Consider the following 11955-nt stretch of genomic DNA (forward strand, 5'->3'; position numbering starts at 1 on the left):
CAATACACCCGAATCATCGTGGGCGGCGTCCGGATTCACCGTCGCTGCGGCACCGTCGCCTGCGGGGGCATTCGATCCCGCCCCGCCGAGGAGGCGGTGCCAGGCGGCGACGGTGGGTTCGGCGGCGAGTTGGGCGAAGTTGACGGACAGGCCGCGTTTGCGCCAGGAACCCGCGAGTTTCATGGTGCGGATGGAGTCGAGGCCGAGCTCGATGAGGTCGGCGTGGTCGAGGATGGTGGCGGGGTCGAGGCCGAGGTGACCGGCGATGGCAGTGCGGATCTCGTCCCGGGCGATGCTCGCCACTGACCGCTGGGGTGACTCCATTTCCGCTGGTACTCCTTGTTCGAGGGAGGGGATGGCCGCTGCCGATCCGGAATTCGGATGTCGTTCGACAGCAGAGTAACCCACTGAGATAGGGTTGCCTAACCTATGCAAGGCCATCCTTACTAATCGGAGGTCAGAGCTGTGACATCGAGTGCATCCGCCGAGACATCGACCGCCTTCGCGGGGACATCGACCGCATCAACCGCCACGGACCACCGCGACGGCTTCGTCCCGATTCCCGACGACCTGGCCGAGCAGTACCGGCAGGCCGGATATTGGGCGGGCCGGCCGCTGGGCGAACTCCTGCGCGACGCGGCCCGGCAGTGGCCCGACCGACCGGCGCTGCTGGGCGACACCGAGACCTCCTACGCGGCGCTCGATCCAGCGGCCGACCGGATGGCGCACGGCCTCCTCGCCCTGGGCATCCGGCCGGGCGATCGAGTCGTGCTGCAGCTGCCCAATGTCCCCGAGTTCGTTCCGGTACTGTTCGGCCTGCTGCGCGCCGGGATCATCCCCGTGCTCACTCTGCCCGCCCACCGGCGCGCCGAGATCGAGCATCTGACAAGGCTTTCCGGCGCGGTCGCCTATGTGACGGCGGACCGGATCGCCGACTTCGACTACCGCACCCTCGCCGCCGAGGTGAGCACGCACGTCCCGGCCCTGCGGCACGTCCTGGTGCTCGGCGACCCCGGCCCGTTCACCGACCTGAATTCGATTCCCGCCGACGGCGATTCGCTGCCCGAGGTCGACGCGTCCGATATCGCGCTCATACTGGTCTCCGGCGGCACCACCGGCCTGCCCAAGCTCATCGCCCGCACTCACGACGACTATGCCTACAACGCGAAGGCCAGCGCCGAGGTCTGCGAGCTCGGCCCGGACGACGTCTATCTCGCGACCCTCCCGGTCGCCCACAACTTCCCGCTGGCCTGCCCCGGCGTGCTGGGCACGGTGGCCACCGGCGGCGCCATCGCCTTCGTGACCGATCCCAGCCCGGAGAGCGCCTTCGCCGCCATCGAACGCCACCGTGTGACCGTCACCGCCGTGGTGCCGCCGCTGGCCCAGCTGTGGTGCGCGGCCGCGGAGTGGGAGGACGCCGACATTTCCTCGCTGCGCCTGCTCCAGGTCGGCGGCGCGAAGCTGGCCGAGGTGAACGCCCGCGATGTCGTTCCCGCCCTGGGCGTGCGACTGCAACAGGTGTTCGGCATGGCGGAGGGCCTGCTCAACTACACCCGCGCCGGGGACCCCGACGAACTGGTCTGCGCCACCCAGGGCCGCCCCCTCTCCCCCGCCGACGAGGTCCGGGTGGTGGACGAGCAGGGCGACGACGTCGCCGACGGCGAGGAGGGCGAGCTGCTCACCCGCGGCCCCTACACCCTGCGCGGCTACTACCGTGCCCCCGAACACAATTCGCGCGCCTTCACCCCGGACGGCTACTACCGCAGCGGCGATCTCGTGCGCCGCCTGCCCAGCGGCCACCTGATCGTGTCGGGCCGCATCAAGGACGTCATCAACCGCGGCGGCGAGAACATCTCCTGCGACGAGCTCGAGGAGCACCTGCTCGCCTATCCGGGCGTCCGGCACGCGGCCGCCGTGGGCCTGCCCGATCCGGCGCTCGGTGAGAAGGTCTGCGTGGTCCTGGTGACCGCGGGCGACCTGCCGTCACCGGCCGCCATCAAGGCTTTCCTGACCGAGCGCGGCCTGGCCACCTACAAGCTCCCGGATGTGTTGCGGCAGGCCGACGTCCTGCCCGTCACCGCGGTCGGCAAGATCGACAAGAAGGCCCTCGCCGCGCGCTACTGAGCCACACGCCCTAGGGTTCAGCCATGGGCGGGTGGAACACATCGGACATTCCTGACCAGACCGGCCGGATCGTGATCGTCACCGGCGCGACCAGCGGTCTGGGCGAGGCCACCGCGCGCGCCCTGGCCGCCGCCGGCGCCCAGGTGATCATGGCCTGCCGCAACGAGATCAAGGCGCAGGCCGTGGCCCGGACCATGCCGGGGAGCGTGCAGATCCGCCAGCTCGACCTGGCCGACCTGGCCTCGGTGCGCGCCTTCGCCGCGGGTGTCGAGCGCGCCGATGTCCTCATCAACAACGCCGGGGTGATGGCGGTGCCGAAACAGCGCACCGCCGACGGCTTCGAATTGCAGATCGGCACCAACTATCTGGGCCACTTCGCCCTGACCGGCTTACTGCTGGACCGGATTTCGGAGCGGGTGGTGAACACCTCCAGCATCACCCACTTCATCGGCCGCATCGATCTCGAGGACCTGAACTGGGAGCGGCGCGCCTACTCCCGTTTCGGCGCGTACGCGCAGTCCAAGCTGGCGCTGCTGCTGTTCAGCTATGAACTGCAGCGACGGCTGACGCTCACCGGCTCACCCACACTGTCGGTGGCCGCGCACCCGGGCTATGCCGCCACCGAGATCAGCTCGGAAACCCAGAACCTGCTGGAGCAGATCGTCGGCCTCGGCAATCGGCTGGTGGCGCAGAGCGCCGAGATGGGCGCTCTCCCAACGCTGTACGCCGCCACCGCCGAGGTCGAACCGGGCGGCTACTACGGGCCGGACCGGTTCAACTGGCGCGGTCACCCGGCCCGGGTCGGCTCCAATGCCGCCTCCCACGACGAGAAGACCGCCCGGCAGCTCTGGGAGCTGTCCGAGCGATTGACCGGGGTCGAGTTCGGCGTCTGACGCTCAGGCGCGCACCACGTACGGCGCGATGCTGCCGAGTTTCTCGCAGGTCTCCTCGAATTCGCGTTCGGGCCGGGACTGCCCGACCACGCCCGCGCCCGCGCGCAGCCACGCGCCCGCGCCGGTCTGATAGACCGCGCGCAGCACCAGCGTCGCCTCCAGCGCGCCGTCGGGCGAAACCGTCACCACCGCACCGGAATACAGGCCGCGCGGATCGTGGTCGAGGCGGAACACCGCATCGACGCCCGCGGCCTTGGGAATCCCGGAGGCGGTGACCGACGGGAACAGCGTCTCCAGCGCGTCCCACGGGCTGCGGTCGGCCGCCAGCCGCCCGCGCACCGTGGAGGCCAGGTGCTGCACGCTGCCGCGCTCACGCACGGCCATGAAGTCCGAGACCGCGGTGGTGTCCGGCTCCGCCACGGCCGCGATCTCGGCGAACGAGGTCTGCACCGAAATGGCGTGCTCGACAATCTCCTTCGGATCCCGCACCAGGTCGGCCCGGGCGGCCAGATCGACCTCGTCGCCACGCCCGAAGGCCCGGGTCCCGGCCAGCGGCTCGGTGGTGACCACCCGATCCCCGTCCACGGCCGCGACGAGTTCCGGGCTGAAGCCCGCGGCCTCCAGTCCGCCCAGGCGCAGCAGGAACGAGCGCGCCGGGGTGTTGTGCACGCGGCCCAGCCGGTAGGTGGCCGGAATGTTCACCGCGAAGGGCAGTTCCACCTTCCGCGACAGAATCACCTTCTGGTACCTGCCGTCCCGGATCTCGGCGACGCCGGTGGCCACCCGGTCCCGGTAGCCCGTGGGATCCACGGTGACGTCGACGGGGTGCGCGACCGGCAGCCTCGTGTCCTGCGCGGCCGCGATCAGCGCGTGGATGTCGCCGGTTTCGGACGGCGTCGCACCCGACACCCGCACCCCGGCGGCGTCGATGCGCACCTCGATGCGCGGAATCATCAGGTGCGCCAGTGTCGCTCGCGGATGCACGTGCGCGGTCGCGCCCAGCGACCAGGCGCAGAACTCGAATCCGATCCACCCGAACGCATTCCGGCCGTCCAGCGGCAATGCGGCCAGCGCGCCGTCGACGGCCTGTGCCGGATTCCCCGTCCACGGCCCGGCGGTGGTGCGCCCGTCCCAGCTCACCCGCAGTTCGTTCGCGTCCAGCTCGACGCCGCCCAGCGGGTCGGCCGCGAACACCCATTCGCCGGGCCGCTCGTACACCACGTATTCGCCGAAGCGATCCGCCGCCGCCAGCGCGGTGACCGCCGCGACCGGATCGGTGACGTGTTCGCCCCACCGCTGCTCCCCCTCGAGCCGTACCCGTTCGCCAGCGACCGACACCAGACCTCCAAGGTTATGCTTACCTAACTTGATGAGCGAGGTTAGCATTACCTTTCCCAGCGTGGGGAGGGGTCGATCGCGACCTGCGTCACGACGCCCCCGCGCCGCCGCGAAACCCACGCTCCGACCGGGGAATTGCCCGACCTACCGCCCGACGCCGCACGTTTGGGCTTCAATGGATCGCAGCGGCTCATGCGGAGGTAACCAGAATGCTCGATCATGACAGCCGGCTCCCCGAAGCCGCGCTCACCGCTCCGCAGTCCGTGGTCGCCCTGGTCGACGCCGCCTCCCCGGTGGAGCGCGCCCTCGTCGGACACTGGCTGGCCGAGGGCGGCATCACCCAGGAATTCGGCACCGCGGCCCCCGTCACCCAGCTCGACCTCGACCCCGCGGCCGTCACCGCCCGGCTGGTCGGGCGCAGCGACGACCCGCTGGTGGTGCCGGTCCGGGTGCTGTGGCTGCCGCCGGAGCGAGACGGCGTGCGCCGCACCACCTTCAGCGACCTGCTCACCCTCACCAACCCCCGCAAACCCAACCGGCTCATGCAGCGGCGGCTGCTCAGCAAGGCCCCCGACCGGCACCTGGTGCTGACCGGGCAACCCGCCCGGCTCAGCGAGCTGCGCGCCAACAATCCCGGATCCGCCGGTGCGCCCGACGCTTTCGGGCGGGCCATCGTGCGCGCCGGCATCGTCGCCCTGGAACGCGCCGAACGCGCCGTCATCGGCGACCGGTACAAGGTGCCGCGGCTGGTGGTCGAGGAGATCCTGGACTCGCCCGAATTCCTGCGGCGGCTCGACGCCATCGCAGAGGAGTCCGGCGTGCCCGCGCGCGAGGTGTACCGGCGGGCCGAGAGGGGCCTGCGCGAACTCGTCGCGGCGCAGAGCCGGCTGGTGTCGGACCTGTTCACCCAGGCCATGCGGCCCGTGCACGCCTCCACCTGGAAGGTCGACGCCGACGAGTCCGGGCTGGACCGGCTGCGCTCGCTCAACCGGCGCTACCCGCTGGTCTTCCTGCCCTCGCACCGGTCCTACGTGGACGCCTTCGTGCTCGGGGACATCCTGGCGCGCAACGACTTTCCGCCCAACCACGTGGTCGGCGGGGCCAACCTCAAGTTCTGGCCGATCGGGCCCATCGCGCGGCGCACCGGAACCGTGTTCATCCGCCGCAGTTTCGGCGACGACGAGGTGTACAAGGCGGTCGTCGAGGAGTACTTCGCCTACCTGCTCAGCAAGCGCTTCAACCTGGAGTGGTACTTCGAGGGCGGGCGCACCCGCACCGGCAAACTCCGGCCGCCCCGCTACGGGCTGCTGAATTACCTTGCGGCCGCGCTGCGTTCGAAACGCATCGACGACGTCATGCTGGTGCCGGTATCCATCACCTACGAGCGGCTCAACGAGATCGGGGCCATCGCCGACGAACAGACCGGCGGCCGCAAACAACCCGAGGGCCTGACCTGGCTGGCCCGCTACGTGCGCAACCAGCAGCACTCGGCCGGGCGCGTGTACGTGCGCTTCGGGACCCCGCTCTCGGCCCGCGACCGGCTGGCCATGAACGGCGATCCGCTGACGGTCTACCCGAATCCGGCGCCCGAGCGGACTCTCGAACTCGAGCACCTGGCCGTGCAGCGGCTGGCCTTCGAGGTCGCCGTCGGCATCAACGACGTCACCCCGATCACCGTCAACGCCCTCACCACCCTGGTGCTGCTGGGCGTGCACGAGCGCGCCCTCACCCGCGGCGAACTGCGCACCGCCATCGCACCCGTCCTCGGTTACATCGAGCGCCGGAACCTGCCCAGCGGCGAACTCGACGCACTGCGTGACGATCACGGGCTGGCCGTGGTGCTCGAACAGCTGACCGTCGCCACCGTCGTCACCGTGTACCGCGGCGGGCTGGAACCGGTGTACGCCATCAATGCCGGGGCACACCTGGAGGCCGCGTTCTATCGCAACAGTGCCGTGCACTGGTTCGTCAACCGCGCCATCCTCGAACTGGCCATCCTCACCGCCGTCGAGGCGCCCGAGGGCGATCAGCTCCGGGTCGGCTGGGAGGCCGCCTTCCGGCTGCGCGACCTGCTCAAGTTCGAGTTCTTCTTCCCGGAGCGGGCCGAATTCACCAGCCAGCTCACCGCGGAAATGCTGCTGGTGGACCCCGACTGGCATCAACGCACCGCCGCGGGCACCGTCGGCTCCGACATCCTGGCCCGGCTGGCCGAATCCGGGTTCATGATGGCGCACCGGGTGCTGCGCTCGTTCTTCGACGCGCAACTGGTGGTGGCCGAACGGTTGGCCGCCCGCGACCCGGTCGCCGAGATCGACAAGAAGGCCCTGGTCGACGAATGCCTGCAGGTCGGCAAACAGATGCTGCTGCAGCAGCGGCTACACAGCCCCGAATCGGTGTCCTCCGAATTGTTCGGCAGCGCGGTCAAACTCGCCGACAACCACGGCCTGCTCATCCCCTCCGACGATCCCGCCGATCTGGCCGCCCGCCGCAGCCGCTTCGCCGCGGAACTGCGCGCCATCGGCCAGCGCCTCTCCCGGGCCGCCACCCTCGACCCCTCCAACCGCCTGGAAGCGCTATGACGCACCGGGTCCGGGTAATCGGCGCGGGCCGGCCCGCACTGCCGCTCCGGCCCGGCGTCGGCGTCACCCAGCGCCCGATCGGCGCACAGGATCTCGGCGCGGCCCTCGAAGCCGTGCGCACCGGACCGCAAGGACCGCGCGTCGCAGCGATTTTCGACTTCGGCGGCACCGTCGTGCACGGATTCAACCCGCCGCCGCTGCCCCGGCGACTGCTGCGGCGCAGCAGCACCCAGGGCGCGCTCACCGCCACCCTGCTCGGCAGTATTCGCGGGGCGCGCAGTGAGGGCGAGTACGAGCGCTTCCTGCAATCGGTGATGTACAGCTGGGCCGGGACAGCCGAGGACGAGCTGGCTCGACTCGGGCGACAGGCGTTCGCGCGCAGCGTGTACGGGCACATCTACCCGGAGGCCTGGCGGCTGGTGCGCGAACACGAGGCGGCCGGGCACACGCTGGTGCTGATCAGCTCGGTCACCTGCTACCAGGTGCGGCCGGTAGCCGAGGAACTCGGCGTTCCGCACGTCCTGTGCACCGCCATGGCCGTGCAGGACGGCGTGCTCACCGGGCACGTGGAGGGAAAGCCGCTGTGGCGCAACGGCAAAGCCGACGCCGTGCGCCGCTTCGCCATCACCCACGACATCGACCTCACCCAGAGCTGGGCCTACGCCGACAGCGCCGCCGACCTGCCGCTGCTGCAGACTGCCGGGCACCCGGTCGCGGTGAACCCGGATCCGCGCGTCGTGCTGGAGGCGGCCGAAAAGGATTGGCCGGTGCTGCACTTCCGGCCCCGGCAAGCACCCGGAGCCACCGACTACGCCCGCACCCTGGCCGGATTCACCGGCCTGCTGGGCGGGGCCCTGTTCGGCGTGGCCGCCAAGGCGCACACGAAACAGCGCCGCCAGATGGCGGATTCGATGATGACCTACGCCGCGGACACCACCCTGCGCGGCACCGGTGTGAAGGTCCGGGTGGTGGGCGCCGAGAACGCCCGCGCCCCACGCCCGGCCGTGTTCATCTTCAACCACCAGAGCCAGTTCGACATCGTGGTGCTGGCCGAGGTGCTGGGCACCGGATTCACCGGCATCGCCAAGCGGGAGATCACCAAGAACCCGATCTTCGGTCCCCTCATGCGCTTCGTCGAGGTGACCTTCATCGACCGCGCCGACACCGCGGCCGCCAAGGCCGCGCTGGAACCCGTCGTCGACACCCTGCGCGGCGGACTGTCGGTGGTGATCGCGCCCGAGGGAACCCGATCCCTGACCCCGCGCATCGGGCCGTTCAAGAAGGGCGCGTTCCATACTGCCCGGCAGGCAGGGGTGCCGGTGATTCCGGTGGTGATCCGGAACGCGGGCGAAATCACGTGGCGCAATTCTGCCGTGGTGCGCAAAGGCGTCGTGGACGTGGCCGTCCTACCGCCGATCGATGTCAGCGGCTGGGATCCGGCCCGGATGGACGCCGAGGTGGAACAGGTCCGGCAGCTGTTCGTGGACACGCTGCTCCACTGGCCCGAAAGTGAGCCCGGCAGTTAGTCAGACAGCGCGACCGAAGAGCAGCTTCCACGGCATGGCCGCGGACTCCAGCTGCACCTTCAGGCTCATCTTGGACGCGCCCTTGGTGCGCTCCTCGAAACGGATCGGTACCTCGGCGATCGAAATGCCCTTCTTGACCGTCCGGTAGTTCATCTCGACCTGGAACGAATAGCCGTTGGACTTGATCGAGGCGACGTCGATGGCGCGCAGCGTGTCCGCCTTCCACGCCTTGAAACCGGCGGTCGCGTCCTTCACGCCCAGGCGCAGAATCATATTCACGTAGAAGTTGGCCCAGGCCGACAGCGCCTTGCGGTACCACTTCCACTCCGCCGCGGTGGAACCCCCGGGAACATAACGGGATCCGAGCACCACGCCGGCATCGGTGGACTCCAGTTTGTCCAGCATGGCCGGGATCACCTCGGCCGGATGCGACAGGTCGGCGTCCATCTGAATGACCACGTCGGCGCCCTCGTCCAGCGCCTTGGTGATGCCGGCGATGTAGGCCCGGCCCAGACCGTCCTTCTCGGTGCGGTGCAGCACGCTCACCACGTTCGGCAGGTCGGCGGCCAGCTTGTCGGCCACCTCACCCGTGCCGTCGGGCGAATTGTCGTCCACCACCAGCACATGCAGGTCGGCCACCGGTAGCGCGGTCAGCCGCTCCACCGCGACCGGCAGGTTCTCCCGCTCGTTGTAGGTCGGCACCACCACCGTGACCTTCAAGGTTTACCCTCCCGCTTGGTCGTTTTCTGGCTACGAAACCGTACCTGGTCCACCTGAGTGCCTCGTGAGCGCACCGAGCAGCGCGTCACCCCCGTCACTCCGGCGTCAGTCGTCCTCTTGGTCCGCGCGCCGATTTCGTTCCCGCACAATATCCAACGCCCGCTCCGCTGTCGCCTTATCCGGATAAGGCCCGATCCGATCGCCGACCCAACAGGTCTTCCCCTGCTCCGCCTTCTGATGGGAGATGCAGTAATACCACTGATTGTCCTCAGCCATGAGGTCCAGCATTCCACCAAGATCAGACCCACAGGTCGAAAAACGCGCGGATAACCCCGGAACGCCGAAAGACCCCGTCCGAGGGACGAGGTCTTCCAGATCTGGTGGCCAAGGCCGGGATCGAACCGGCGACCTTCCGCTTTTCAGGCGGACGCTCGTACCAACTGAGCTACCTGGCCGTGGGCACCCGATTCGAATGCCACGCTGTACCACTTCTTGCCATGCAAGGAGTCTTGCGACCCTGACGGGACTCGAACCCGCGACCTCCGCCGTGACAGGGCGGCGCGCTAACCAACTGCGCCACAGGGCCTTGCTCTTGCTCCGACAACGATGTTGCCATCGTTGTACCCCCTACGGGATTCGAACCCGCGCTACCGCCTTGAAAGGGCGGCGTCCTAGGCCGCTAGACGAAGGGGGCCCGCCGGATTTCTCCGGACCGTTTGCTCAACGGCTTCCGTTGGGAGCGGAGATAGCTTATGACAGGCTCCGCGTGATTCCCAAATCAGCTGGTCAGAGTCCCAAGTTGAGATCTTCGAGCCGGGCGGACACCCGCCAGCCGGTGCGGCGGAACTCCTCGCTCCACTCCGGTGTCGCGGTGGCGTCCACTATCACCTCGAGCGCCTCGGCGAACCGGGCCCGCAGATCCACCGGTCCCGCCAGCACATCGGAGATATAGCGCTGGCCCGCCAGCGCCGCCGCCAAGGTGCGGGTGAACCGGTCCGGATCCGAATCCGGGCGGAGCTGTTTGTGCTCGGCCGCTTTCACCGCGAGCTGCCGGATGGCGCGCCCGAGGATGCGGCCGCCGCCGGCCTGGATGTCGCGGTAGAACTCCGGCTCGATGATGAGCCGGAACTCGGCCTGGATGATGATGTCGTTCTCCAGCCGCAGCGCGATCTCGTCGATCATGCCGTGTAGCACGTCCAGTGGACCGAGATCGGTTCTGGCGAGCCACCTTTCGGTCGATGCCCGATAGCGGTCGACCGCCGCCTCCAGCACCGCGCGAGCCAGGTCCTCCTTGGAGTCGAAGTGAAAGTACATGGCCCCCTTGGTCGCCCGGGAACCTTCCAATATGCGGTTGAGCGAAGCAGCGGCATAGCCGCTCTTCCCGAACTCAACGGCGGCGGATCTGATGATCGCCGCGCGTGTCCGGCGGGCCCGCTCTTGCTGCCGTGCCATGCTCGAAACGCCTCCGAAGCTAGCTAACCGTCGCCGACCGCCGCGCGGCCTCGACGCAAAGTTACGTGTCTTTCAAATACTTCAAAACGGGCTTCGCCCGGAATTACCAAACTCTTGGTACGAAAAAGCGCGAAAAACTTGAAACACACCAACTGGTATAGTTTTTCCCGCCCGGGTGCACCGCAGGGGGTGCGCACCCGGGCGTTCACGTCGTCCTGGTCCGCCTCCCCGCAGCTTCATCGTATTGGCGCCGCGATCGGCCAGACCGGTCGCGACACGTTCGGGCACATCAACGATAAGCCGAATCCCGTGCCGCCGGGGCAATCCCGGTTCCTTGGGAATTCACCAGTCGGTCACCGTACCCGGAAAGCGCACCCAGCGTGGGGTGTACCGGAAAGTCAGTTAGCCAGCACACCCCCTATCGAAAACCGCAATTCCCCAGCAATCGTAGGGATGATTGGTTCGAATCGACGAATTCGCCCATATCCCACTGATGTTCGGCCGATCGATCGCCGCCGCGCGCGCTGTCCACACCGACACCGCAGTGCCACCGAGCCGCCGCCCCCACGCCCGCGCCGGCTCCGACCGGTTTCCACCCCCAGCACCAAATAGCTTGCCACACATCACCATTGGATGATATTCACACTTCGGCGCAGCGAAACAAACTGAGTGGCAAGGCGATTGCCGGACCCCTCGGAACCGGCAATCAGCGCCCGCTTACCGGGCTGCCCGGAACCCATCGGGCAGTGGACACGGCGAGACCACACCGCCACCCCACCCCGCCCACACTCCGCGCCGACCCCTGCCCGCCCCGGGGTCCACCTTCTCGCGGTGCCGCACCGACCGGTCCGCACCCTCACAGCGCCACATCGTCCCCCCAACCGACCTCCGCGACTCCCCGAGCCCCGCCGATCGGCACGGCCCGTCACCCGATCGGCACGGCCCGTCACCCAACGGCACACCGCGTCATCCCACGCGAACGCCACCGGGCTCCGCGGTTCCCCGTCGCGCGCCCGCGCCGCACCCGCCCGGACCCCGACGGCACATCGTGACCTGCGCAAACACCGTCCGCCAGAGCACAATCGGATACTCGTTTAACACTTGCGGGGTCGGCGCACTAAACTGACGTCCCGCACGCCCCTATAGCTCAGTTGGTAGAGCTACGGACTTTTAATCCGCAGGTCCCAGGTTCGAGCCCTGGTGGGGGCACACCCACGCGAGGGGCCCGGAGTCATACTTCCGGGCCCCTCGCCACATCCGCGAATCTGTAGCAATCCGCCCGGACTTCACCTACCGTGACCGGAGCAGAGCTTTTCCCGGGAA

General features: G+C 68.7%; 7 protein-coding genes, 4 tRNA genes and 1 pseudogene. 5 read left to right on the forward strand and 7 right to left on the reverse strand.

The window, feature by feature from the left end; all coding sequences use genetic code 11:
• Positions 1–159 precede the first annotated feature (159 nt).
• A pseudogene (locus ACIRRA_RS01470) lies at positions 160–441 on the reverse strand (phosphopantetheine-binding protein); the annotation flags it as partial.
• 24 nt (positions 442–465) lie between these two features.
• Between ACIRRA_RS01470 and ACIRRA_RS01475 the strand changes: the two are divergent.
• Together ACIRRA_RS01475 and ACIRRA_RS01480 are read left to right on the forward strand one after the other, a co-directional pair.
• A complete protein-coding gene (locus tag ACIRRA_RS01475; RefSeq protein ID WP_402761577.1) occupies positions 466–2124 on the forward strand; it encodes a (2,3-dihydroxybenzoyl)adenylate synthase in 1659 nt (552 codons plus the stop codon).
• A gap of 23 nt (positions 2125–2147) precedes the next feature.
• Entirely contained in the window at positions 2148–3017 is an 870-nt protein-coding gene (locus ACIRRA_RS01480) for an oxidoreductase (protein WP_402761579.1), read from the forward strand.
• 3 nt (positions 3018–3020) lie between these two features.
• Here ACIRRA_RS01480 and ACIRRA_RS01485 read toward each other — a convergent pair whose 3' ends face one another.
• On the reverse strand, positions 3021–4403 hold the full coding sequence (locus ACIRRA_RS01485) for a salicylate synthase (RefSeq protein WP_402761581.1): 1383 nt from the start codon (positions 4401–4403) through the stop codon (positions 3021–3023).
• Positions 4404–4564: 161 nt separating this feature from the next.
• Here ACIRRA_RS01485 and ACIRRA_RS01490 point away from each other — a divergent pair, with 161 nt between their 5' ends.
• On the forward strand, positions 4565–6934 hold the full coding sequence (locus ACIRRA_RS01490; protein ID WP_402761584.1) for a glycerol-3-phosphate 1-O-acyltransferase: 2370 nt from the start codon (positions 4565–4567) through the stop codon (positions 6932–6934).
• Positions 6931–8460 (forward strand): HAD-IB family hydrolase, encoded by a 1530-nt coding sequence (locus tag ACIRRA_RS01495; RefSeq protein WP_402761587.1) that lies wholly within the window; start codon positions 6931–6933, stop codon positions 8458–8460. The genes ACIRRA_RS01490 and ACIRRA_RS01495 overlap by 4 nt, the downstream gene beginning before the upstream one ends.
• On the opposite strand, the gene ACIRRA_RS01500 is transcribed toward ACIRRA_RS01495, so the two are convergent.
• The 5 genes from ACIRRA_RS01500 to ACIRRA_RS01520 all read right to left on the reverse strand — a co-directional run bounded on the left by ACIRRA_RS01500 (position 8461) and on the right by ACIRRA_RS01520 (position 10632).
• The gene (locus tag ACIRRA_RS01500) at positions 8461–9162 is read right to left on the reverse strand and encodes a polyprenol monophosphomannose synthase (protein WP_040855099.1); all 702 of its coding nucleotides are present in this window, start codon (positions 9160–9162) and stop codon (positions 8461–8463) included. It abuts the gene before it with no gap.
• A 396-nt stretch (positions 9163–9558) separates the two neighbouring features.
• Positions 9559–9635, reverse strand: a tRNA-Phe gene (locus ACIRRA_RS01505).
• 57 nt (positions 9636–9692) lie between these two features.
• A tRNA-Asp gene (locus ACIRRA_RS01510) sits at positions 9693–9766 on the reverse strand.
• 35 nt (positions 9767–9801) lie between these two features.
• Positions 9802–9874, reverse strand: a tRNA-Glu gene (locus tag ACIRRA_RS01515).
• Between the two features lie 92 nt (positions 9875–9966).
• Positions 9967–10632, reverse strand: a complete 666-nt coding sequence (locus ACIRRA_RS01520; protein WP_356998950.1) for a TetR/AcrR family transcriptional regulator — start codon at positions 10630–10632, stop codon at positions 9967–9969.
• Positions 10633–11768: 1136 nt separating this feature from the next.
• On the opposite strand from ACIRRA_RS01520, the gene ACIRRA_RS01525 reads away from it, so the two are divergent.
• Positions 11769–11841, forward strand: a tRNA-Lys gene (locus ACIRRA_RS01525).
• Positions 11842–11955 lie beyond the last annotated feature (114 nt).

Origin of the sequence: Nocardia sp. NPDC101769 (genome assembly GCF_044766925.1) — a bacterium.
Lineage (GTDB): Bacteria > Actinomycetota > Actinomycetes > Mycobacteriales > Mycobacteriaceae > Nocardia.